This is a genomic window from Amycolatopsis sp. lyj-346 (assembly GCF_046548975.1).
In the GTDB taxonomy this organism is placed as follows: Bacteria; Actinomycetota; Actinomycetes; order Mycobacteriales; family Pseudonocardiaceae; genus Amycolatopsis.
The window spans coordinates 174243-197673 of record NZ_JAJPWT010000005.1; the positions used below are offsets into that span (position 1 = coordinate 174243).

Below are 23431 nucleotides of genomic sequence, written 5' to 3' on the forward strand. Positions count from 1 at the left end.
TAAGCTAACGAGCGCAACTGGCACCGATCAAGGGATTACCTTAAAAAGGTCACATCGGCCCGGCAAATTGTCACACCGGCACGCCACCCCGGCCGGATTCCTAGCAGGGCAGCGAAGGTTTGCCCAGCACAGTGCCACCTTCGAACCGCTGACACGCGTGACAAATCCGGGCGCCGAAATGTTGACGCACATGCCAACCAGCCATTCCCTTCTTGCTCGCGCGCGAGCGCGGCGCGTAGCTTCGAAACCCATGAAAAGAATGCACAGCGCGGTGCTCGTGATGTCGGCGGCCGCGCTTCTGTCGTGCGCCGCGTGCGCTTCGGACGCCCCGCCCGACCCGGGACGGCACGCCGACCCCGCGGCACTCGCCTGGGTCGACAAGGTGTGCACCGGCGTGGCCGCGGGCTCGGCGAAGCTGTCGCAGCCGCCGGCCGTCGACAACGCCGATCCGGTGAAGACCCGGGACGCGATGGTGGACTTCCTGAGCCGTCTCGGCTCGGCCCTGGACGACATGGCGGGCGGCCTGCGCGCCGCCGGCGTCCCGCCTGTCCCGGATGGACAGTCCGTTGTGGACAAAGCCACCGGCAACCTGACCGAGACCAGGACCCGGCTGGCCGAGACGAAGACCCGCATGGAGCAGGCGAAGGTGACCGACCAGGCCAGCCTGCGCCAGGTCATCTCCGAAGCCGACGCGACGATGGGCAAGCTGGCCGACCCGGAAGGCCCGATCAAGGACCTCAAGGCCAATCCGGAGCTCGACCTGGCCTTCAGCGAGTCCGCGACCTGCAAGCGCGTCTACGGGACCGGCGCGTGACCGCCCGCCGCGTGCTCGTCGCCCTGGTGGCGCTGGTCCTCGCCGCGGCCTTCGCCCCCGCGGCCGCTGCCGAACCCGTACCGGGGCCCGCCGGCGACTCGTTCTACACGCCGCCGTCGCCGCTGCCCGCGGGCCGGCCGGGTGACGTGCTCCGGTGGCGGCCGTCGAAGGCCGGCCCGCGCTCGGCGTCGGTCGACGCGTGGCAGGTGATGTACCTGTCCACGAACGCGCTCGGGCAGCCCGGCGCCGTCACCGGCACGGTGCTGGTGCCGAAGAACGCCGACCGCGCGACGGCGCCGATCGTCGCGTTCGCCCCGGGCACGCACGGCCCGGCGTTCGCGTGCACGCCGTCGAAGATGCTCGACATCGGCGCCTTCTACGAGCAGCCCGGCCTCGACGACCTGCTCGACGCGGGGTACGCCGTCGCCGTCCCGGACTACGAGGGGTACCAGGACCCGCCGAAGACGACGTACGTCGTGGGCCGGTCCGAAGGCCCCGCGGTGATCGACGCGGTCCGCGCGGCCCAGCGGCTCGGCGCGGCCGGGTTGTCGGCGTCGGCGAAGGTCGTCTTCCGCGGGTATTCCCAGGGCGGTGGTGCCGCGGTGTGGGCGGGCGAACTGCAGCCGTCGTACGCGCCGGAGCTGAACCTCGTCGGCGTGGCGGCCGGCGGCGTGCCCGCCGACCTGGTCCAGGTGACGCTGCAGCTCGACGGCAGGTTCGGCTTCGGCGTGTTCGCCTACGCGCTGCTCGGCCTCGACCAGGCGTACCCCGAGTTGCGGCTGGACTCGTTCCTGAGCGGCAACGGCCGCGCGAAGCTGGCGGAGATGAAGCAGAGCGCGTGCACGTTCGAGCTGCTCACGACGTACGCGAACCAGAAGATCGCGGACTACACGACCGGCCCCGGCTACCTCAAGCCGGCGTGGGTGGCGCGGCTGAACGAGAACAAGCTCGGCGGGGCCCCGCCGAGGGTGCCGGTGTTCCTCTACCACGCGACCGGCGACCAGCTGGTGCAGTTCGCGCAGGCCGACAGCCTGCACAAGACCCACTGCGCGGCCGGGGTACCGGTGACCTGGAAGACCTACGACACCGACCACATCACGCTGGTCTACACCGGCAACGCCGACGTCCTGGCCTTCGTGAAGGACCGGATCGCCGGGAAGCCGTCGACGGCGAACTGCTGATCAGCGGTTCCGGCCGCCGTGGGGGTGCTGCTGCCACGAGCTGAGCACCGAACTGACGTACTCGCGCCACTGGTCCTCCGGCGACTCCGGAGTCGACGGCGGCTCGGCCCGCGCGGGCTTGCGCCCGGCACCGGCCGGCGCGCCGGTGGTCTCGGGCGTCGAGTGCCGGACCTCGGCGGTGAGCGGCGGCGCCTCGGCGGAGGCGCTCATGGTCTCCACGGCTTCGCTGGAGGTCGGCGGCGCCACGATCGGGGCGGGCGCGCCGGGTGGCGGCACGGCGGTCCCGCCCACCTGGTGCGGCTGGAGCAGCACGACGGCGGCCAGCCCCAGCCCGACGGCCGCACCCGCGGCGAGGACGTACGGCTTCGCGCGGCGGGACCGGTCGGCGGGCGGGGCGTCCTGGGGACGTCCGCCGCCCTCCGGTTCCCCGGCCGCCAGCTCGGCGTCGAGCACGGCCAGCGGATCGGGGGCGGGTTCGGCGGTCGCCTCTTCGGCGAGCTTCGCGTCGAGCTCACCGCGGATCATCAGCGGCTTCGTCTGCGAAAGGTTCACCAGTTCGGCGACGGAGGGGAGTTCGCCCTCACCGCCTGTGCGTGCCATCGAAAACCTCCACCCTGTCCGGCGTCACCTGGAGGAACCATGCCCGAGCCGCGACAGCTGCTCCGCCTCGCCGTCGTCGGCCTGGCCGCGTACGGGGTCACCCTACTGGGCGACTACGGCCCGAAGCGCACCGTGTTCCGCGAGAAGCCGGCGGAGTGTTCCCGTCAGCGCCACCAGTTGGCGTCGCCGAGGGTGACGAAGCCGAGCTTCTCGTAGAGCGGCCGCCCGGACCGCGAGGCGGTCAGCGTGACGGGCAGGGCGTCGAAGTGCCGCAGCACCGCGTGCATCAGCGCGCGCCCGACACCCTTCGAACGGTGCTCGGGGTGAGTGGTCACCCAGTAGACGCCGCCGACACCGCCGTGGGCCATGGTGAGGCAGGCACCCTGGGCGTCCTTGCGGAAGAACGCGGTGGCCTGGCCGAGGAGGCCGGGCGGGAAGACGGTGCCGGGACGGTAGGGCTGGTACTCCTCCAGCGGAAAGCCGTGGACGACGAGGTCTTCGGCCGCGGCCAGCTCGGCCGGGGTTTCGACGCGCTCGACGTCGTCGGGTTCGGGGACCGGGCCGGGCTCACGGGCCATCACCGGCAGCTGCCCGGCGGTCATCCCGAGCGCCGTCAGGTCCAGCACCTGGAAGGGATCCTCGACGACGACGGTCCGCCCGTCTTCCCGGCGCCGTTCGGCGAGTGCGGTCAGCTCCTCGACGACGGCGTCGCCGGGGGTGGCGGTCCGCAGCATGATCCGGTACCGGCGGCCGTCGATGGCGGTGAAGGCGGAGTGGTCGAGGACCTGGTCACCACGGACGCGGGCAAGGGTCGTCCACATGGCGGCGGCGTTGTCGGAGGCCTGCCGCAGGCGCTCGGTGAGCAATCCGGTCATGCCGGGCAGCCTAGAGCCGCAGCGGGCGCCTGCCGCACGTGTCGACCCTCCGCTCACGCAAGCCGACCCTCCAAGCACACGAGCCGACCGCCCAGGCACGCAAGCCGACCCTCCAGGCGCCGGTCCGTCAGTCGCGGTCCGGCAGGGCTCGCTCGGCCAGCAAGGCCAGCTCGAGCCGCAGCCGCTCCGCCGGGTCGTCCAATTTCTCGCCGAACAGCTCACCGAGCTTCTTGAGCCGTGCGCGGATCGTCTGCGGGTGCAGGTCGAGCAACCGCCCCAGCTCGGGCGCGCTGCCGCGGGTCCGGACCAGTGCCAGCAGGGTCTCGGCCAGCTGCTCGCGGCGGCGCCCGGACAGCCCGGACAGCGGCTCCAGCGTCGTCGAGGCCAGCTGGGTGACCAGGAACTCGTCCGCGAGCAGCAGCAGCGTCGTCACGTGGTCGCGGCACCAGATCACCGGGCCGGGTGCGTCGAGGAGGCCGCGGGCGGCCAGGTCGGCCGCGCGGCGGGCGATCCGGAACGACTCGGGTGCCTCGGCCGGCGAGACCAGCGGGCCGACCGCCGCCGTCCAGCCCGGGGGGAGGCCCGTCAGGCCGATCAGGTCCACGTCCGGGGCCGGGGTCAGCGCGGCAGGCGGGTCGCCCGCCGGGTCGGCCGGGACGTGCTCCGGCAGCAGGCCGGGCGGGAACTCCGGCGCACCCGGCAGCGCCCGGAACGCCACCGCCGCGACCCGCTCGGGCACCGGCAGCCCGGACGCGGCGAGCAGACCGTCCACTTCAGCCGGCGTCCGTCCGCCGAGCAGCGCGCACAGCAGGCGGCGGTGCCGTTCGCCGGTGCCGGACACCGCGGCCTCCGCGGCGCTGTACCCCTCCGCGACGGCCGCCATCGACGTCTCGACGTCGGCGAACATCCCCTCGGCGGCGCCGTACAGGACGTCGCCGGACAGGCCCGCTTCCCGCGCGATGTCGGCGATCCACCGCCAGGTGACCCGGCTCGACACGCGCACGGCCGCCTGCACGGCTTCGCGGCTGAGGCCATTGTGGAACGCGTCGCGCCCGTGGCCGCGGAACCCGGCCAGCCGGTCGGCCTGCCACAGCGCGGGCGTGCCGACGCGGTCGACGTCCCGCTCGATCCCGCGCCGCGCCAGCTCGATCGCGGTCGCGCGGCCGGGGCCGCTGCCGAATCTCGCGGAATATTCCGGAATCTCGGCGGCGATCGCGTCGACGCAGGCCCGGGCGATCTCCGGGATCCGCGGGCGCACCGCGTCGCCGAGCTCGTGCGGCAGCCGGGACCACACGGAACTGTCCGAGGCAGCGGAACCTCGCATGGGGAATTCAGTCCTCCACAGGGAATTGGCGCCTCGAGAAATAACCCCGCCAGCTGACACGGAGCGTAGAACGCGCACCCGTCCGTGTCAAAAGGACGTGGCGGCGTCACCCTTTCCGGGAACCGCTCGTTGATTTTTCCGTGACACATGCGTCGGATACGCTCGGCGCACATCGCACTCGAAGGGGGATTGGTGGTCGAGTACCGCAGCTTTCGCCTGCTGGCCTCGTTGCCGCGCGCGCTGGGCGCGGGGTTGCGCCCGCACGTCGGGCACGCGGCGGCCTCGATGATCCAGGAGGTGCAGCGCACGGTGCCGGCCTACGGCCAGCCGCTCAAGGGCGTGTTCGGCAAGGTCCTGGTGAAGAGCGTCGAGTTCGCGGTGCGGCACTGCGTCGATTCGATGGGCGAGCCGACGCTGGGCCACGAGCACTGGATCGAGTTCTACCGCGGCCGCGGCCGGATCGAGTTCACCGAAGGCCGCAACCTCGACGCTCTGCAGGACACGGCCACGGTCGGGGCCAGGGTGGCGTGGCGCGCGATGCACCCGGCGGTGGTCGCGGCCGGCGTCGACCCGGCCGTCATCTCGGTCGCCGCAGAGGCCATCTTCGCCTACGTCGACGAGCTGTGCGCGACCGCGATCGAGGGGTACCAGCAGGCGCAGGCCGAGGCCGAGGGCGCCGTCCCGGTCCGGCGGCGGCGCCTGCTGGAGCTGATCGCCGGAGCGCCGGAAGGGGCGGCGAGCAGCATCGCGGGCCTGGCGGGCGGGGCGGGCTGGCCGCTGCCGGAGACGGCCGCGATGGTGGCGCTCGAACGCGGCCCCGACGCGGCGGACTTCCCCGCCGACCTGCTCGGCGACGGCGTCCTGGCCGATCTCGACGGCCCCGAGCCGTACCTGCTGACCCGCGACCCGGACGCCGACCTGGCCCCGTTGGTGGCCAAGCTCGACGGCTGGCGCGCGGCGGTCTCCCCGACGGTCCCGCTGGCCGACGCCCCGGCCGCCCTGCGCACGGCACGGCGGGCGCTGCTGCTGTCCGGCCCGGACGTGCCCGGCCCGATCATCTGGTGCCGCGACCACCTCGCGACGCTCTGGCTCCTGGCCGAGGACTTCCTCGCGGCCGAGCTGGCCCGGCAGAGCCTGGACCCGTTCGCATCGCTGAGCGAGAAGCAGCGCGACCGGCTGAGCGAAACCCTGCTCGCCTGGCTGGAGACGCGCGGGGGCGCGCCGGAGATCGCGCAGCGGCTGGGCGTCCACCCGCAGACGGTCCGCAACCGCCTGCGTCAGCTGGAGGAGCTGTTCGGAGACCGGCTGAAGGACGCCGACGACCGGCTGGGTATGCAGCTGGCCCTGCGCGCACAACGGCTGATGCGCGCCCACCGGCCCCCAGAGGCCTGACACACTGCCCGACCTGCCCGGACTGCCCGGCCCGCACCTCCAGCGGCCCCCAGCGCCCCAAGGTGGCCTTGGTTGCGTTGAACGCACCGAAGGCCACATTGGGTGCGTCCAACGCACCGAAGGCCACCTTGGGTGCGTCCAACGCACCGAAGGCCACATTGGGTGCGCTCAACGCACCGAAGGCCACATTGGGTGCGTTGAACGCACCGAAGGCCACATTGGGGCGCTGGGGACCCGGCTCGCGTAGCCCGCTGCCGAGGGGACCGGGCCGGGTACCCGCAGCTCAGCCCGGCTGCGCCACGGCGCCGGGCTCACCGAGCCACGTGAGCCCGGCCGAGCCGTGCGCCGCGGGCCTCGCCACCCGGTCGAGCGTGCGCACCGGCATCGGCAGCACCCGCCGCCACGGCCGGCGTCCCGGCCATCTCGGGCGCGGCCCCGGCCCCTGGTGAACGAAATGGAAACTCGCGCGGCAGGACATCAGCGCGTCCGGTGCGTCATTGCGACCATGCCTTCGAGGATTACCGGATACCACCGGAATGTCGATACGCATTCCCGGTGACGCGGCGAAAACCCGCACGGGCCGCCGCCTTTCCGCAATCCTTCTTGTCACGCTCGTCCGTGATTCACCCGTCGTGGCCTTCACCACATCCGCGGCAGCAGTCGGATGCCCTAATTTCGGGTCCGCGAGAAAGGCCGCCCATGACCGTCAAGACCCTCACCCTGCACGGCAGGCGCATCCGGCTGCACGAGCACCTGCCGTCCCCGGCCGCCTGCGACGAAGCGGTCGTGCTGCTGCACGGGATCGCCGGCAGCGCCGAGACCTGGGCGCCGGTGCTGGCCCGGTGCGCCGCGCTCGGCCGCCGCGTGCTGGCACCCGATCTGCCCGGCCACGGCGAGTCCGAGGCACCCCGCGCCGACTACGGCCTCGGCGCCATGGCGAGCACCGTGCGGGACGTGCTGGCGGTGTCCGGCGTGCGGCACGCGACCGTCGTCGGGCACTCGCTCGGCGGCGGCATCGCGCTGCAGTTCGCCTACCAGTTCCCGGAAATGTGCGACCGGCTGGTGCTGGTGGGCAGCGCCGGCCTCGGGCCGGAGGTGAGCCCGGTGCTGCGCGCCGCCGCCTTGCCGGGCGCACCGGCCACAATGGCCTTGGCCGTCAACCGGGTGACGCTCGCCCTCGCGCGGGCCGTGGCGCGTCTCGGACGGCGGCTCGGCGGGTCGCTGCCGCCCGAAACCCGGGAACTGGCCCGGCATTTCGGCTCGCTGGCCGACCCCGCGCGGCGGCGGGCGTTCCTGTTCATCGCCCGCAGCCTGATCGACCTGCGCGGCCAGCGCGCGAGCGCCGTGGACAAGCTCTACCTCGCCGAAGCCGTGCCGGTGCTGCTGATCTGGGGCGAGCGTGACCCGCTCATCCCGGTGGCGCACGGCCACCGGACGGCCGCACTGCTGCCGGACAGCCGCTTGACCGTGCTGAAAAACGTGAAACACTTTCCGCACGTGGCCGACCCGGACCGGTTCTGCATGCTGCTGAACGAGTTCCTCGCCGAGACCGCGCCCGCCCGGCTGACTCTCGACGACGTCGTCACGCGGCTGACCACCCGCACTGTGACACCTCAGCAGCGGCCGCGCTGAAAAGTTGTCACGCGCGCACCATTCGCCCATGCCGGAAGTGTCACGTCCTCTCGCGACGTTCCACCCGTTCGGGTGTAGTCCGGACGGGTTACCGCGAAGTCAGCGGGGAACCCGTTGACAGTGCCGTCGGCGCGAAATTATGTTGCCTGAGCCACAAAAACCGGATCGGCGTCCCCGCCGACGAGGCCGATTTTGTTGCCAGCAAGGATAAATCACATGACCGACGTGGACACCGGATTCGCCGCCCCCGCCCTGCGGGCCGGACGGCCGAGCTCCGGCGAGCGCACTCCCGGACCGGCCTACCGGCAGCAGTCCGTGTCGGCCGACCGGCCCCGGCCCGCCTACCCACCCGCTCCGCGCACCCCGGTGGATCCCCGGCCCGGCCGTGCTTCCGGCGCGATCGGGCTGTGGGCGTCTTTGCCCCGTGAGCTGGCGATCCGCTTCAAGCCGCGGGTCGACCCGCTCGCCCGCGCCATCCTGCAGGAGGTGCAGCGGGCGGTGCCCGAGTACCGCCAGCCGCTCGAGGGCGCGTTCGGGCACATCATCACGCAGGGTGTCCGGCAGTCGATCATCCAGTGCCTCGACAGTGTCGGCACCCCCGGTGCCGTGCCGCTCGAGACGTGGACGACCGTGTTCCGCAACCTCGGGAAGATCGAGTTCAACGAGGGCCGCAGCCTCGACTGCCTGCAGACCGCCTACCGGGTCGGCGGCCGGGTCGCGTGGCGGCACATCAGCGAGTTCGGGCAGGCCGCCGGCCTCCCGGCGGACACGCTCTGCACTTCCGCGGAGGCCATCTTCGCCTACGTCGACGAGATCTCCGCGCTGTCGATCGAGGGCTACACGGCCGCGCAGACCCGCGCCGCGGGCACCCGCGCCCGCCGCCGGAGACGGCTGCTGGAGCTGCTGCTCGCCGACCCGCCGTCCGCACCGCAGACCATCACCGCGCAGGCCGCCACGGCGCAGTGGCCCCTGCCGGCCGAAGTCACGGTCGTCGCCCTCGAACCCCGCGCCGATCAACACAGCTTGGCCGCGCCGGACCTGCACTCCGACGTCCTCGTGGACCTCGAGGGCAGCGAGCCGTGCCTGGTCACCGGCGACCCGGAGAAGCACCTGAAGAACCTCGCCGAGCGGCTGCCGGGCTGGCGGGCGGTGATCGGCCCGACCGTGCGGCTCACCGACGCGCCGCGCTCGCTGCTCTGGGCGCGCCGCACCCTGAAGCTGCTCCAGCGCGGCGTCCTGCCGGACACGCCGGTGACGCGCTGCACCGACCACCTGTCCACGCTGTGGCTGCTCGCCGACGAGTTCCTCGTCCGCGAACTGTGCACGCGCAGCCTGCAGCCGTTCAAGGACCTCACGCCGAAGCAGCGGGCGCGGCTCGGCGAGACGCTGCTGATCTGGCTGCAGTCCCGCGGCAGCGCTCCCGAGATCGCGAAGAAGCTCAAGGTGCACCCGCAGACCGTCCGGTACCGCATGCACCAGCTCATCGACCTGTTCGGCGACCGGCTCAACAACGCCGACGACCGGCTCGACATGGAGATCGCGCTGCGGGCGGAGGCACTGCTCGGTTCCTGAGTCCCCTTCGAAGACGAGGTGGGTCAATGACGGGATCGCCCGTCGAAACGGCCTTCGGGCCGATGCTGAGCGGCGACGGACGGCCGGGGCAGCTGTGGGCCATGCTCCCGCGCGAGCTGGCCGCGGTGTTCCGGCCGCGGCTGCTGGACGTCGCCGACGAGGTGCTGCGCGAAATCCAGCGGACCATCCCGGACTACGCGCGGCCCCTCGACGGCGCGTTCGGCAAGGCGCTGCGGGCCGGCGTCCAGGCGGCGATCCTGCAGTTCGTCGACCGGATCGCGGCGTCGGGGCCGGTGCCCGAGGAGCGGCGCAAGGTGTTCGTCGGACTCGGCGTGCACGAGCTCGCGCAGGGCCGCAACCTCGACGTCCTGCAGGCCGCCTACCGGGTCGGCGCGCGGGTGACCTGGCGGCGGATGGCGGAGGTGGGCACGCGGGCCGGCGTACCGTCGGCGACGCTGTGCCTGCTGGCCGAGGCGATCTTCGCCTACATCGACGAGCTGTCCGCGCTGTCGATCGAGGGGCACGCGGCAGCACAGGCGCGGGCGGCGGGCGCGCTCGAACGGCGGCGGCGCCGGCTGCTGGACCTGCTGCTGGCGGACCCGCCGTCGCCGTCACGGACGGTGCAGGAAGCCGCGACGGCGGCGGAGTGGCCGTTGCCGCACCGGCTCGTCGCGGTGGCGCTCGACGGGCCCGCCGACGTCACCGGGCTGAACGCACTGGAGGACCTCGAAGACGGAACCCCGCGGCTGCTGCTCCCCGCACCGGCCGACCGCCGCGTACTGACGGCGGCACTGGCCGGGCACCGGGCGGTGGTGGGGCCGCCGGTGCCACCGCGCCAGGCGGGCCGCTCACTGGCGACGGCGCAGGAAGCCCTGCACCTGGCGGGCGACGTCCTCCCCGACGAACCGCTGACCTGGTGCGAAGACCACCTCGCGACGCTGTGGCTGCGCAAGGAGCCGTTCCTGGTGACGGAGGTGTCCCGCCGCCGGCTCGCCCCGCTGACGGCGTTGACCCCGAAGCAGTACAACCGCCTGGCCCCCACGCTGCTCGCGTGGCTGGAGACGTGCGGCAACGTCCGCGAAGTCGCCGACCGCCTCGCGATCCACCCGCAGACGGTCCGCGCCCGCGCCCAGGAACTGGAGACCCTGTTCGCGGACCACCTCCGCAACCCGGACGACCGCTTCGAGATGATCCTCGCCCTCCGCGCCTCCCTCCCCTGACGGTCGGTTCGCGTACCCGGACAGTCGGATGGCGTACCTGGAGGGTCGGCTCACCATCCGACCCTCCAGGTACGCGAGCCGACGCTCTGGGTACGCGAACCGACCGGTCAGAGGGTGGAGAAGTAGGGGCGGAGGAGGTCGGGGAGGCGGGGTGGGCCGAGCTGGACGATCGTCGCCGGGAGGCCGCGGGAGCGGCGCCAGGCCGCGAAGGACTCCAGCCAGGCGTCGGCCGTTGCGCGGGACGTTCCGCCCGGGGCGCCGAACAACGCCGTGGCCGACGTGCCCAGCAGCCACCAGTCCGGTGGGACGTCCGCGGTCGCCTCGTGCAGCCGTCGCGCGCCGAGCACTCCGTGCCGCCAGCCCGACGACGGGTCGCCGGTGCGGACGCCCGCCGCGTGCACGATCCCCCGCAGCGGCAGGCCGTCCGCGGTGGCGGCCGCGACGAGGCGTTCCGCCACGCCGGGCTCGGCGATGTCGCCGGGTACCACCACGACGTCCACATCGGACAGATTACCGCCGGGATCTCCACAGAGGACGATCCGGGTGGCTCCGGTGTCCGCCAGCCACCGCGCGGTCGCGGGCCCGAGGCCGCCGGTGAGCACGTACGCACCCGGCCCGGCCGGGACGTCGACGGCGAACGGCACGCGGGCCAGCCGTGCCGCGTGCCGGACGTCGTGGCGCCACCGCACTTCGTCGTCCGGCGCGTCCGACCGCAGCTCACGCACCAGCACGTCCACATCGGACCGTGCGTCGACGTCGACCAGGCTCGCCCGCAGCTGCGGGCGGTCGACCGCGAGCACCCGCACCAGCCCGCGCAGGAACGCCAGCCCCGGCTCGCCCGCCGCCTGCGTGACCAGGTGGAACCGGGCGCCGAAGCCGAGCCGCGCGACCACCGACAGCACCGAAAGCAGCAGTTCCTGCGCGGCCTCCGGGTCGTGGTAGGCGTACGGCGAACCGGTGAGGAAGACGACGCCGCGCACCGGCCGTTCGGCCAGGAACCCGGGCAGCTCGTCGAGGTCGTCGCGCGGCAGCGAAAGCGCGTCGTCCCCCTCCGCGGCCAGCGCCAGGGCCAGCGCGACGGCCCGGCCGAGCGCCGCCGGGTGCTCGTCGGTGAGCAGCAGCCACGCACCCGGCCCGTGCGCCACGGGCGGCGGCAACGGCACTTCGGGCCAGGTCACCTCGAACGACGAAGTGGCGAACGGGAGACCGGGCGACAGCGCCCGCTCCGCCGGCCCGGTCACCACCGGCCCTCCCGGCCACCACGGCGAGCCGGCGTCGAGGGCCTGGCTCCGGAACTGGTCAACATGGGTTCCTCGCGCATCCTCAGGCGGCAGCCATCCCGGTGACGCGCCACTTCCCGGCGACGCGCTCGGCCGTGACGCTCAGCTGGGCGGCGCCGGTGCTGCGTTGCCCGTCGCCTCTCGTTCCGGTCTGGTCGAGGAACACCAGCAGCGCCGCGCGGTCCCCGTCCAGGAGCTTCACACCCGACGCTACGGCGGTGGAGGTGACCACGAGCTGCTGCTCTTCGGCCTGCTTGCGGACCTGGCCGAAGAGCTGTTCGTACTGCGCGAGCGCGGGTCCGGTGAGGACGTCCTTCGCCGCCTGCTCGCTCTTGGCCGGATCGTCGTAGCGGTAGGAAAAGACCGTGCCGAGCGCCGCGCTGATCTGCTTGGCGGCCTCCCCGGTACCGGCGACGTCGGAAAGCGCGCTGTTGTGCGCGACGACGGCGTTCGTGCTCCGCGCTTCGAGCGTGAACCACACCGCGAGCGCGGCCATGAGCACGGCCACCCCCGCGAGCACCACCCGCGCCCGCCGCCGTGGCCCGCCGGTCGTGAGTGACAACGCGGGTTCCACCCCGTCAAAATCCTCACGAGGGTCCTCGTGGTGGCGCCCCGCGACCTTCACCGTGCGCTTCTTCACCGCTGTCTTCATGGTGCCTCCCCCACGGGAACCTGGCCGAGGCCGGTGACGCGCCAGCCGTCCGGCCCGCGCGTCAGATCGGCCTGGAACCGGTTGCGCTTGGTCACGGCGTCGCCGCCGTCCGGGGTCACGACCAGCTCGACCGAGGCGATCAGCTTCGCCGTGCCCGCGCCGGTGTCCACTTCGGTCACCGCGGCGTCGGTCACCTTGCCGGTGGTGACGGTCTTCGCCTGGGCGATCCGGTCGAGGCCGCCCTGCCGGTCGGCGGAAAGCTCGTCGTGCAGTGCGCCACCGGAGAGGTCCAGCCAGCGCTGGTACCCGGGGGCGGCCTGGCGGTAGTCCAAAGTGGTCAGTCCGGCGACCGCCGTCCGGCCCGCCCGCAAGGCCTCTTCCCGGACGACCGCACGCGCGACGCCGTCGTCGTGCGCCGCCTGCCACCAGGTGAAACCCGACCACCCGGCCGCAACGGTCGCCAAGACCGCGGCCGGCAACGCGAACATCCTCACGGCCGTCCTCCCGGTGCGTTCTGCGAGCCCCGCACGTTCGTCGGGTCACCCTTCGGCAGCGCACAGCGCGCGGCCGTGTTCAGCGGGCGGACGGACGTGTCGAGGCCGTTGCGGTACGGCGTCGTGTACCCGGTGGTGCACGGCGGCGGGTCGAAGAACGTCAGCGACAGTCCGATGTGGACGCCATCCGGCCGCACGATCGCGCGGCCCGCGGCGACCGCCTGCGGCGCGGTGATCAGCAGCTGCCGGAGCCCGTCCTGACGCGTTTCCAGGACGTCCGCGGTGGTCAGCAGGTTCGCCAGCAGCACACCCAGGCTCGGCCCGGAGTCGCGGATCAGCGCGCCGACCTCGTTCGCGGCCGCGGGCACCGCCGGGATCAGCGTGCGCAGGTCGCCGTCGGCCTGCTTGAGCGTCGAAGCCAGCAGTTTCGCGTTGGCCCCGAACTCGCGGATCGCGCCGGCCTGCTGCACCTGGGTGTCGAGCACCGTGTGCGCGTCGGTGACGAACCGGGTCAGCGGCCCGACGTGCGCGCTCGCCGCCTGCACGAATTCGATGCCGCGGCCGACCAGCTGGTCCAGCGCCGGGCCGGCGTCGGACGTCGCGTTGTACAGCTCGTCCACGACCGTGCGCAGCGCGGGCTTGGGCACCGAGTTGGCGAACGAGTCCACTGTCGACAAGACGACGTCTACCGGCAGCGGGATCTTCGTGTCCGCCTGGGTGATCACCGAGCCGTCGTGCAGCTTCGGGCCGCCGTCGGTGCGCGGCCGCAGGTCGACGTACTGCTCGCCGACGGCCGACCGGTTCGCGACGACGGCTTCGGTGTCGGCCGGGACCGGCGCGGTGCCGGAGTCGATCTCCAGGTCGGCCTCCATCCCGGCCGGAGTGAGCCGCAGCGGCCCGACCCGTCCGATCGGCACCCCGCGGTAGGTGACCTCGGCGTTCGTGAAGATGCCGCCGCCGGTCGGGAACTGCGCCGTCACGGTGTAGCCGCGGTCGAAGAACACCTTGTCGAGACCCGCGTAGGTGGCCCCGACGTAGGCGACGCCGAGGACGGCGATGACGACGAAGACCGTCACCTGGACGCGCACGAACCGGGTCAGCATCAGTGGCCTGCCTTCAGGAACCCGTTGAGGTAGTCGCCGCGGATCGTGTCGAGCGCGGCGTCCGGGAACGGGAAGGTGAAGATCATCTCCATGGCTTTGGGCAGCTTGTCGCCGGAATCGGCCAACCGCCGCAGCAGCGGCTCCAGCGCGCGCAAGTCGGCGACCAGATCGTCCTTGCTGCGGTTCACCGTGTCGACGGCGACCGAGGTCAGCCCGTCCAGGGACTTGAGCATCCCGACCAGCGCTTCCCGCTGCTGGTTGAGCACGCCGATGCCGGGTGTCAGGCCGGTGAGCGTCGTCGTGATCTTGTCGGTGTGCGCGTTCAGCGTCGCGGCGAGCTTGTTGACGCTCTCGATGGCCCTGGTGATTTCGTTCCGGTGCTCGTCGAGCCCCCGCACGAAGGTGTCCAGATTGGCCAAAAGCGAACGCGCTGCCGTTTCGCGACCGCCGAGTGCTTCGTTCAGCTCGCGGCTGATGTTCTGGACCTGCGCCACGCCACCGCCGTTGAGCAGCAGCGACAGCGCCCCGAAGACCTCCTCGATCTCGGGCGTCAACGTCGAGCGATCGAGCGGGACGGTCGCGCCGTCGAGGAGCCGCCCCGACGGCGTCGCGTCGTCCGGCGGGGCGAGCTCGACGAACTTCTCGCCGAGGATACCGGCCTGCCGCAGCCGGGCGACGGCGTTGCCCGGCAGGTCGACGTCGCCGTTGAGCAGCAGCTCGACGACCGCGCTGCGGGAGTCCGGGGCGAGCTCGACCTTGACCACCTGGCCGACCGGGACGTCGTTGACCTTGACCCCGGACTGCGGCACCAGGTCCAGCACGTTCGTGAAGCTCGCGGTGACGTGGATCGGGTGATCGCCGAGCGCGGCACCGCCCGGCAGCGGGATGTCGTAGACGCTCGCGCCGTTGCCGCAGCCGGTGGTGACCAGCGCGAGGATCACCACCGCGGCCAGCTTGACCGGCGACTTCATTTCGGCTCCGCGAATTCGAGGAGGTTGCCGCGTCCGTCGATGGTCCCGTTCGCCTGGTCGTAGGCGCCCAGGAGGTTCGTCAGGGCGTTCGGGGCCGCGTCGAGTGCCTCGGCGAGGGAGTTCTTCTGGTTCACCAGCACCTCCGTGACGTCGGCCAGTTTGTCCACATCGGACTGAATTTTGCCGCGGTTGTCCTTGACGAACCCCTGCACGACGGTCAGCGCCTGGGTCAGCTCGGTCAGCGCGCCGGAGAACTGGTCACGCTGGCCGGCCAGCACCTTGCTCAGCGACGCGATCTGCGAGATCGCCTGCTTGACCTGCCCGTCGTTGGCGGCGAGCATCGCGGTGAACTTGCTGATGTTGTCGACCGAGCCGAACAGGTCGTCCTTCGAGTCGCTCGCGGTGCGGGCGAACTCGCCGAGGTTCTTGATCGCCTGGCCGATGGTCTGCCCGGTGCCGTTCAGGTAGTCCGCCGAGCGGGTCAGGACGTCGCTCACCGCGCCGTCCTTGTTGGCGCCCTGCGGGCCGAGCGCGGACATCAGCTGGTTGAGGCTGTGCAGCAGGTCGTCGACCTCGACCGGCGTCGCGGTGCGCTCCCGGGGGATCGACGCGCCGTCGGCCAGCTGCGGTCCGCCGCGGTAGACGGGCGTGAGCTGGACGTACCGGTCGGCCACCAGGCTGGGCGTGATGACGACGGCGCCGGCGTCCGCGGGCAGCGCCACCCCGGGCCGCAGCGTCATCGTCACCTTGACGTCCGTGCCGTTCGGTTCCACTTCGGTGACCGAGCCGATCGCGACGCCGAGGACGCGGACGTCCGAGTTCGGGTAAATACCGACGGCGGCGGTGAAGTACGCGGTCAGCGTCCGGTCACGCGGCGCGGTGACCAGGGGCCAGGCGGCCGAGACGACGAGCGCCAGCAGCACACCGACCGAGAGGGCCCGCAACCGCGACTGGCGCTTCGCCCGCGTCCCGAGGTCGGCGAGCGGGGAAGGGGCACTTTCACGTGAAAGTGCCCCTTTCGAAGCCTGGTGGGCCATCAGCGTCCTCCGTTCTTCGGCGGCTGGCAGCTGCCCGGTGTGATGCCGGTGGGGATCAGCCCGCAGAGGTAGGTGTCGATCCACCGGCCGTTGCCGACGGCGTTGCCGAGCAGCCGGTAGAACGGGCCGGCCAGGCGCAGGCTGTCCTCCAGCTTCCCCTGGTTGCGCTGCAGGACGGTGGCCACGCGGTCGAGCTGGTCGAGCGCCGGGCCGAGCGTCTTCTGGTTGTCGGCGACCAGGCCGCGCAGCTGGATCGAGAGGTTCTTGATGCCGGTGAACAGCTTGGCGATGGCGTCCTTGCGGGCGTTGAGCTCGGTGAGCAGCGTGTTGCCGTCGCGGATCAGCGCCTGGATCTGGTCGGAGCGTTCGCCGAGTGTCTTCGAGACCTGGTTGGTGTTCTGGAACAGCTTGACCAGTTCCTCGTCGCGAGAAGCAAGCGTTTGCGACAGGGCGGCGATCCCGTTGAAAGCCGTCTTGACGTCGCTGGGAGCGGACGCGCCGAGCGTGTCGGACAGCACGCGGAACGCCTGCGCGAGCTGCTCGGTGTCGATCGCCCCGACCGTGCTCGCCAGGTCGTTGAACACCGCGGTGACGTCGTAGGGCGAGCTCGTCCGCTCGGCGGGGATCGGCCGGCCGGGGTCCAGCTCGGCGTTGCCGACCGGGTCGAGCACCAGGTTCTTCTGGCCGAGCAGTGTCTTGATCTTGATCGCCGCCGTGGTCCGGTTGCCCACCCAGGTGTCACGGACCCGGAACACCACCTCGACGTGGTCGCCGGCCAGCACCACGTCGGTGACCTCGCCGACCTTCACGCCGGCGACGCGGACCTCGTCGTTCGGCTTCAGGCCGGCGGCCTCGTGGAACTCGGCCCGGTACGTCGTGCCGCCGCCGATGACCGGCAGGTCGTCGGAGAAGAACGTTGCCCCGCCGATCAGGGCCATGACCAGCGCGGTCACCGCGCCGACGGCGATCGGGTCGCGGCTGCGGAACGGTTTCACCGGCACCTCGCAGCCGTCACGGGGATGCCCGGTGGCGGACCGCCCGGCGCCGGTTTCGCGTCGGTCTCCACCGCGCACAGGTAGAAGTTCGCCCAGGAGCCGTAGGAGAAGAGCGTGCCGATCCGGTCGAGCTTCTTCGGCAGGTTGTCGAGGAACTGCTGGAACACCGGCGTGTTGTCGGCCAGGTTCTTCGACAGGTCGCCGAGGGCGGTGATGCTGTCCTTGAGCGGACGGCGGCCCTGTTCGAGCAGCCCGGCGGTGGCCGTGGTCAGTTCGCCGAGGCCGCCGATGGCCTGTCCGATCGGCTGGGCGTCCGCGGCGAGGCCGGTGACCAGCTGGGCGGTCGTGTCGACGAGCGTGTCGAACTGGTCGCCCTGGCTGTTCAGCGTGTCGAGCACGGTGTTGAGGTTGCCGATCACCTGGCCGATCAGGGCGTCCTTTCCGGCCAGTGTCGAGGTCAGTGACGCGGTGTGCCGCAGCAGGCTGTCGATCGTGCTGCCCTCCCCCTGCAGGACCTGGATGATTTCGAACGACAGCTGGTTGACGTCGTTCGGTGACAGGGCCTGGAAGAGCGGCTTGAAGCCGTTGAACAACGCGGTGAGGTCGAGTGCCGGTTTGGTCCGCTCGAGCGGGATCTGCGCGCCTTCGGCGAGCGTCGGCGACGTGTCGGTGGCGCCCGGGTCGATCGAGAGGTACCGCTGCCCGACGAGGTTCCGGTAGCGGATGGTGACCGAGGCCGACGCGGTGAGCCGGTGCGTGCGGCCGACCGAGAACTCGACGTCGGCGAGGCGGTGTTCGACGACCCGCACCGAGTCGACCTGGCCGATCCGGACCCCGGCCATCCGCACTTCGTCACCGCGGTTGACCGACGTCGCATCGGTGAACCGGGCGGTGTACCCGATCGTCGCGCCGACGCCGGAGTTGGCGATCGTGATCGCGAGCACGGCGGTGGCGGCCGCGGTGACCAGGAAGAAGACCAGGCCCTTGACGGCTGGTCCGGCAACGCTCCTCATCGGACGGTCACCTCCGTCCCGCGCAGCGCCGGTCCGATGAGGACGCTGCTCCAGTCGGGCACGTCACCCAGCGCCGGCCGCAGGAGCTCGGCGACGAGCTGCCGTTCGCCGGGCGAGTTCGCCGGGCCGAGGTCGCCGCCGGTCGCACTCGCGGCCGCCGCGCCGCCGCCGTGGCACTTCGGGCCGCCGGTGGCGTCGAACCGCGGGGTGTCCCGGCCGGGGACGTACTTCTCGCGCGGGTCCTGCACGGTGAGCGTCACGTGCAGGCCCGGCTCGTTCGTGCCCTTGCCGAGGGCCTTCTCCATCAGCGGTTTCAGCCGGTTGACGGCGTCGAACAGGCACGGGAACTCCGGCGAGTAGCGAGCCAGCAGCTCCAGCGTCGGCCGGCTCGCCGCCGAAACGCCGATGAGGTTGTCCTTGTTCTTCCGCAGGAACTCGTTGAGGTGCCCGGTGGCGCCGGTGACGCTCGAGTAGAGGTGGTCGAGGTCGGCCCGGGTGTCCACGATGGTCTTCGCGGTCGTCGACAGGTCGCTCAGCGCCTGCAGGATGTCCGGCGCGGCTGACGTGTAGACGTCGGCGGCGTCGGCCAGCCCGGTGACGTCGGCCTTGAACTGCGGCATCAGCGGGTTCAGCTGCGCGAGGAGGTCCTTCAGCTGCACGAAGCTCTCGCCCAGTGGCTTGCCGCGGTTGTCGAGGGCCTGGGAGATCGCACCGAGGGAGCTGTTGAGCTTCTGCGGCTGGACCGCGCGCAGCAGCGGCAGCAGATCGCCGAGCACGCGTTCCAGCTCGATGGCGTTGGTGGAGTGGTCCTGGGCGATCACGTCCCCGGCCCGAAGCGTCCCTTGTGGACTGTCCGGCAGCACCAGGTTGACGTACCGCTCGCCGAAAACCGTCTTCGGCAGCAGCCGCGCGGAGACGTTCCGGGGCAGCCGACCGAGCTTCTCCGGGTCGAGGGCGAGGTCGATCTCGGCGCCCGCACGCGTGCTGCGCACCGCCCGCACCTCGCCGAACGGAACGCCCTTGACCTTGACCTCCGCGGTCGGCGCGAGCTGGTTGCCGACGCGGTCCGCCCGCAGCGTCACCAGCTCGGCGTCGTCGAAGTCCTTGTCGTAGACGGCCACCGCGAGCCAGCCGAGCAGGACGAGCACGCCGAGGAAGGCGACCCCGGCGAGCTGCGTGGGCAACCGGCTCATCCGGACACCTTCACCGTGGTCGTCGCGCCCCAGATGGCCAGGGACAGGAACAGGTCGAGCACGCTGATCAGCACGATCGACGTCCGCACGGCCCGGCCGACCGCGACGCCGACCCCGGCCGGGCCGCCACTCGCGCGGTAGCCGTAGAAGCAGTGCGTCAGGATCACGCCGACGCTGAAGACGAGCACCTTGCCGAACGACCACAGCACGTCGCCGGGCGGCAGGAACAGCGTGAAGTAGTGGTCGTAGGTGCCGCCGGACTGGCCGAAGAAGACGACCGTGGTCAGCCGCGAGCCGAGGTAGGAGATCAGCAACCCGACGACGTACAGCGGGACGATCGCGATGAACCCGGCGACGATCCGGGTCGTGACCAGGTACGGCATGCTCCGCACGGCCATCACCTCCAGCGCGTCGATCTCCTCGGAGATCCGCATCGCGCCGAGCTGCGCGGTGAACCCACTGCCCACAGTGGACGACAGTGCGAGCCCGGCCACCAGCGGCGCGATCTCCCGGGTGTTGAAGTACGCCGTCAGGAAGCCCGTCATCGCCGAGATGTTGATCTGGTTCAGCGCGCTGAAGCCCTGCAGGCCCACGGTGACGCCGGTGAACACGCACAGCCCGACCATCACGCCGATCGTGCCGCCGATCACCGCGAGGGCGCCGCTGCCGAACGTCACTTCGGCCAGCAGCCGGACGACCTCGCGGAAGTACCGCGTCACGGCGAGCGGGACGGCGGCGAGCGCGCGGACGTAGAAGAGCAGCTGGTCGCCGAGGTCGAACAGCCGGTCGCCGGGTTTGCCGAGGATGGCCACTCAGGTTCCCTTCGCCGGGACGAGCTGCAGGTACAGCGCGGTCAGCACGGTGTTGACGAAGAACAGCAGGAGGAACGTGATGACGACGGACTGGTTGACGACGTCGCCGACGCCCTTGGGGCCGCCCTTCGGGTTCAGGCCGCGGTAGGCCGCGACGACGCCGGCGAGGTAGCCGAAGATGACGGCCTTGATCGAGCTGACGACCAGGTCGGGCAGCTGCGCGAGGGCGTTGAAGCTGGCCAGGTACGCGCCGGGGGTGCCGCCCTGGACGATCACGTTGAAGAAGTAGCCGCCGGCCACGCCGACCACGCTGACCAGGCCGTTCAGCAGCACGGACACCCCGACGGCGGCCTGCACGCGCGGCACGACCAGGCGGTGGATCGGCGAGACGCCGAGCACCTCCATCGCGGCGATCTCCTCGCGGATGCTGCGGGCGCCGAGGTCGGCGCAGATGGCGCTGCCGCCCGCACCGGCGATGATCAGCGTCGTCACGATCGGGCTGGCCTGCTGCACGACGGCCAGGACGCTCGCCGCGCCGTTGAACTGCTGGGCGCCGATCTGGCTGGTGAGCGAGCCGAGCTGCAGCGAGATGACCGCGCCGAACGGGATGGAGACCAGGATCGCCGGGGTGATGGACACGCTGGCGATGAACCAGAACTGCTGGACGAACTCCCGCACCTGGTACGGGCGGCGGACCATGGCGACGAGGACGTCGAGGCCCATCGCGCACATCCGGCCGAACTCGCGCAGGCCGTTCGCGGCCTTCTGCGGCGCATCGCCGAGGAAAGTCGTCATGGCTGCTTGCACCCGGTGCTGAAGCAGCGCAACGTGAGGTTCGAGACGAAGGTGTTGCCCGGCCCGGAAACCAGGCCGGTCAGCAGCCGGCTGACGTCCTCGTGCCCGACGCACCCGGCGAACGGGGGCGTGGTGAAGGTCGACGTCACCTTCACCGGCGGGGCCGGCAGCGAAATCGGCACCAGTGCCTTGATGGTGACCGCCGAGGGCTGGGCCGTCCGGCAGTTGGGGCCGACGTCGAGGACGCGGCCGTCCACCTGCACGTCCGAAAGCTTGATGAACACCTTCGCGGTCACGTCCGTGTCGGCGCAGATGTTGGTTTGGGTGGCCTTGCAGTCCTTGTCCTTGCCCGTGCGCACGGTGGCCGTCCCCGAGGCATCGCCGTCCGGAACGATTTCGACCCGGCCAGTGGTGGCCATGAACCGGAACGCGACGAAGTAGCCGTTCGTGGGCGGGATGTTCAGCTTGCCGGAGATCGGCACGGTGTTCGTGAGACCGCCCAGCGCGCCGTCGAAGGTGCCCGGCGGGAAGGCGATGTCGGACCCGAGCTTGGCCACGTGGCTCGTGGTCGGCTGCTGCGCGTCCCCGAGGGTGAAGCCGAAGGGGATCTGCGTGGCCGCCGCTGCTGGTTCCGCGGTTTCGCTCGGCGCCGCTTCCGCGGCGCCGGGCGAGACCGCGGCCAGTGCCAGCACCAGTGACAACCGGGTCAGCATCCGAAATTCCTCATCGAGCGAGGTTCCTTCACTTCTTGGTGAGGGTGACGTCCAGCTTGTTGCCGGGGCCGAGGTGATGCCGGTGATCAGGCCGGTCAGGAAACCGCAGCCGGTGAACCGCGGGATGCCGTAGGTCGCGCTCAGCTTGCCGCCCTTGAGCGGGTCGAACCCGGGCGCCGAAACGAGCGGCACGTCCGCGGGCTTGACCGTGTGGCACGACTTCGACGACAGGATCGGGAAGCCGAACACGCGGACCTTGGTGAGCTGGACGTCGACCTGGGCGTTCGCCTTGACCGCACCGGCGGTGAGGGTGCCGGTGATCGCGCCGACCTGGTTCAGCCTGACCGTCGCGGACGCCGGGATGAAGCCGAGGACGCGGAAGTGGACGTCCGACTTCGGCAGCGTGAGCTGGGCACCGAACTTGCCGGAAGCCGCGTCGAGCTTCGCGTCCAGGGTGCCCGGGCCGAGGGGCAGCGTGGCGTGCAGCTGCTTGAGGACCGACTTGCCCTGCACGGAGTACTTGACCTCGATGCCGCCCGGCGGGTTCGTCGGCTGGGTGGTCGGGGTCGTGGGCTCGGTGGTCGGAGTCGTGGGCTCGGTCGTCGGGGTCGTCGGCTCCGTGGTCGGCGTGGTCGGTTCCGTCGTCGGGGTCGTCGGGGTCGTCGGCTCCGTCGTGGGAGTCGTCGGCTCGGTCGTCGGGGTCGTCGGCTCCGTGGTGGGAGTCGTCGGTTCCGTCGTCGGCGTGGTCGGCTCGGTCGTGGGGGTCGTCGGCTCGGTGGTCGGAGTCGTCGGTTCCGTCGTCGGCGTTGTGGGTTCGGTGGTCGGGGTCGTCGGCTCCGTCGTGGGGGTTGTCGGCTCCGTGGTGGGGGTTGTCGGCTCCGTGGTGGGAGTCGTCGGGGTCGTCGGCTCCGTCGTGGGAGTCGTGGGCTCGGTGGTCGGGGTGGTCGGGGTGGTCGGCGTCGTGGGCGTGGCCGGCGTCGTCGTGCCGCCCGCCGGCTTGATCTCGAACGTGCCGAGCTGCTGGTTCTGGCCCGGGACGGCAATGCAGTCCGAGGTGAACGTGCCGAGGTCGGTCGGCTGGCCGTCCGCGGTGCGCGGGGTCATCGTGGTGCTGAAGTTCCCGACCGTCACCGACGCGGTGCCGGGGCTGGGGAACGTCACCGCCGGCGCCTTGCCGCTGCTCTTGACGTGGAACGCGCCCGACGGCGGCACCGGTGTCGACGCGATCGTCAGCGGCAGGTTCAGGTTCAGCGTCTTGTCGACCGGGTACTTGAGCACGGCCGCGGCCTTCGCCGAGCCGTCCAGCGCAGTGGCGCCGACCAGGGCGAGGCCCTCGGTGGCGGTCTCCGGCACGGTGACGTCGACGTCGAAGGTGATCGGGGTGGACGCGGCACCCGCGACGGCGTTGTCGGGCAGGTTGGTGTCGATCTTCACCGACAGCACCTGGTCGCCGATCAGCGGGAACGGGCAGTTGTAGTTCAGCGTCAAGCTCACCGGCGCGGCCTGGGTCGGGCCCGCCCCGACGAGCGCGACGGTCGCCGCGACCGCCGCGGCGGTGACGGCGGCCAGACCGAAGGCGGGCTTTCTCGACTTCCACGAAAACTTCACGGCTCGTCACCTCGGGAAATGGGGGAATTTCGGCAAAGCTACCTCCGTGTTTCCGGGTGAACAAGCCGCGTCCGATTCTTTGTCACACGCAGGAGATCGCCCCGGCCCGGAAGAGTCACGCAGGTCAGGCCTTATCACGCGGGTGCTATCCGGTT

At 71.7% G+C, this 23431-nt stretch carries 21 protein-coding genes; 6 read left to right on the forward strand and 15 right to left on the reverse strand.

The features are described 5' to 3' along the window. Positions 1-250 precede the first annotated feature (250 nt). A complete protein-coding gene (locus ACLJQE_RS18475) occupies positions 251-814 on the forward strand; it encodes a hypothetical protein (protein WP_410640484.1) in 564 nt (187 codons plus the stop codon). Continuing rightward, positions 811-1995, forward strand: coding sequence for a lipase family protein (locus tag ACLJQE_RS18480; RefSeq protein ID WP_410640485.1), 1185 nt, complete (start codon positions 811-813; stop codon positions 1993-1995). Before ACLJQE_RS18475 ends, ACLJQE_RS18480 begins: the two co-directional genes overlap by 4 nt. Here the strand turns inward: ACLJQE_RS18480 and ACLJQE_RS18485 are convergent, their stop codons facing one another. From ACLJQE_RS18485 to ACLJQE_RS18495, 3 genes are all read right to left on the reverse strand, one after another. Next, a complete protein-coding gene (locus ACLJQE_RS18485; RefSeq protein ID WP_410640486.1) occupies positions 1996-2595 on the reverse strand; it encodes a hypothetical protein in 600 nt (199 codons plus the stop codon). A 164-nt stretch (positions 2596-2759) separates the two neighbouring features. After that, positions 2760-3470 carry a GNAT family N-acetyltransferase gene (locus ACLJQE_RS18490; RefSeq protein ID WP_410640487.1) on the reverse strand — a complete coding sequence of 237 codons (711 nt, stop codon included), beginning with the start codon at positions 3468-3470 and terminating at the stop codon, positions 2760-2762. A 127-nt stretch (positions 3471-3597) separates the two neighbouring features. Further along, positions 3598-4794: a helix-turn-helix domain-containing protein gene (locus ACLJQE_RS18495; protein ID WP_410640488.1), complete on the reverse strand. Its 1197-nt coding sequence runs from the start codon at positions 4792-4794 to the stop codon at positions 3598-3600. A gap of 147 nt (positions 4795-4941) precedes the next feature. Here ACLJQE_RS18495 and ACLJQE_RS18500 point away from each other — a divergent pair, with 147 nt between their 5' ends. The 4 genes from ACLJQE_RS18500 to ACLJQE_RS18515 all read left to right on the forward strand — a co-directional run bounded on the left by ACLJQE_RS18500 (position 4942) and on the right by ACLJQE_RS18515 (position 10610). Then, positions 4942-6186, forward strand: coding sequence for a helix-turn-helix domain-containing protein (locus tag ACLJQE_RS18500; protein ID WP_410640489.1), 1245 nt, complete (start codon positions 4942-4944; stop codon positions 6184-6186). Positions 6187-6885: 699 nt separating this feature from the next. After that, complete coding sequence (locus ACLJQE_RS18505; RefSeq protein ID WP_410640490.1) at positions 6886-7818, forward strand: alpha/beta fold hydrolase; 933 nt, start codon at positions 6886-6888, stop codon at positions 7816-7818. A 216-nt stretch (positions 7819-8034) separates the two neighbouring features. Beyond that, positions 8035-9390 (forward strand): helix-turn-helix domain-containing protein, encoded by a 1356-nt coding sequence (locus tag ACLJQE_RS18510; RefSeq protein WP_410640491.1) that lies wholly within the window; start codon positions 8035-8037, stop codon positions 9388-9390. 26 nt (positions 9391-9416) lie between these two features. Further along, on the forward strand, positions 9417-10610 hold the full coding sequence (locus ACLJQE_RS18515; RefSeq protein ID WP_410640492.1) for a helix-turn-helix domain-containing protein: 1194 nt from the start codon (positions 9417-9419) through the stop codon (positions 10608-10610). A 107-nt stretch (positions 10611-10717) separates the two neighbouring features. On the opposite strand, the gene ACLJQE_RS18520 is transcribed toward ACLJQE_RS18515, so the two are convergent. From ACLJQE_RS18520 to ACLJQE_RS18575, 12 genes are all read right to left on the reverse strand, one after another. Beyond that, positions 10718-11851: a KR domain-containing protein gene (locus tag ACLJQE_RS18520; protein ID WP_410640493.1), complete on the reverse strand. Its 1134-nt coding sequence runs from the start codon at positions 11849-11851 to the stop codon at positions 10718-10720. Between the two features lie 82 nt (positions 11852-11933). Further along, the gene (locus ACLJQE_RS18525; RefSeq protein WP_410640494.1) at positions 11934-12542 is read right to left on the reverse strand and encodes a hypothetical protein; all 609 of its coding nucleotides are present in this window, start codon (positions 12540-12542) and stop codon (positions 11934-11936) included. After that, on the reverse strand, positions 12539-13036 hold the full coding sequence (locus ACLJQE_RS18530) for a hypothetical protein (protein WP_410640495.1): 498 nt from the start codon (positions 13034-13036) through the stop codon (positions 12539-12541). Before ACLJQE_RS18530 ends, ACLJQE_RS18525 begins: the two co-directional genes overlap by 4 nt. Beyond that, complete coding sequence (locus ACLJQE_RS18535; protein WP_410640496.1) at positions 13033-14139, reverse strand: MCE family protein; 1107 nt, start codon at positions 14137-14139, stop codon at positions 13033-13035. Before ACLJQE_RS18535 ends, ACLJQE_RS18530 begins: the two co-directional genes overlap by 4 nt. Further along, a complete protein-coding gene (locus ACLJQE_RS18540) occupies positions 14139-15110 on the reverse strand; it encodes an MCE family protein (RefSeq protein WP_410640497.1) in 972 nt (323 codons plus the stop codon). Before ACLJQE_RS18540 ends, ACLJQE_RS18535 begins: the two co-directional genes overlap by 1 nt. Beyond that, positions 15107-16147: an MCE family protein gene (locus tag ACLJQE_RS18545; protein WP_410640498.1), complete on the reverse strand. Its 1041-nt coding sequence runs from the start codon at positions 16145-16147 to the stop codon at positions 15107-15109. The genes ACLJQE_RS18540 and ACLJQE_RS18545 overlap by 4 nt, the downstream gene beginning before the upstream one ends. Next, entirely contained in the window at positions 16147-17142 is a 996-nt protein-coding gene (locus ACLJQE_RS18550; RefSeq protein WP_410640499.1) for an MCE family protein, read from the reverse strand. The genes ACLJQE_RS18545 and ACLJQE_RS18550 overlap by 1 nt, the downstream gene beginning before the upstream one ends. After that, a complete protein-coding gene (locus tag ACLJQE_RS18555) occupies positions 17139-18155 on the reverse strand; it encodes an MCE family protein (protein WP_410640500.1) in 1017 nt (338 codons plus the stop codon). Before ACLJQE_RS18555 ends, ACLJQE_RS18550 begins: the two co-directional genes overlap by 4 nt. Then, positions 18152-19348 (reverse strand): MCE family protein, encoded by a 1197-nt coding sequence (locus tag ACLJQE_RS18560; RefSeq protein WP_410640501.1) that lies wholly within the window; start codon positions 19346-19348, stop codon positions 18152-18154. Before ACLJQE_RS18560 ends, ACLJQE_RS18555 begins: the two co-directional genes overlap by 4 nt. After that, a complete protein-coding gene (locus ACLJQE_RS18565; protein ID WP_410640502.1) occupies positions 19345-20160 on the reverse strand; it encodes an MlaE family ABC transporter permease in 816 nt (271 codons plus the stop codon). Before ACLJQE_RS18565 ends, ACLJQE_RS18560 begins: the two co-directional genes overlap by 4 nt. Next, positions 20161-20955, reverse strand: coding sequence for an MlaE family ABC transporter permease (locus ACLJQE_RS18570; RefSeq protein WP_410640504.1), 795 nt, complete (start codon positions 20953-20955; stop codon positions 20161-20163). Next, positions 20952-23276 (reverse strand): DUF6801 domain-containing protein, encoded by a 2325-nt coding sequence (locus ACLJQE_RS18575; protein ID WP_410640505.1) that lies wholly within the window; start codon positions 23274-23276, stop codon positions 20952-20954. The genes ACLJQE_RS18570 and ACLJQE_RS18575 overlap by 4 nt, the downstream gene beginning before the upstream one ends. Between the last annotated feature and the right edge of the window lie 155 nt (positions 23277-23431).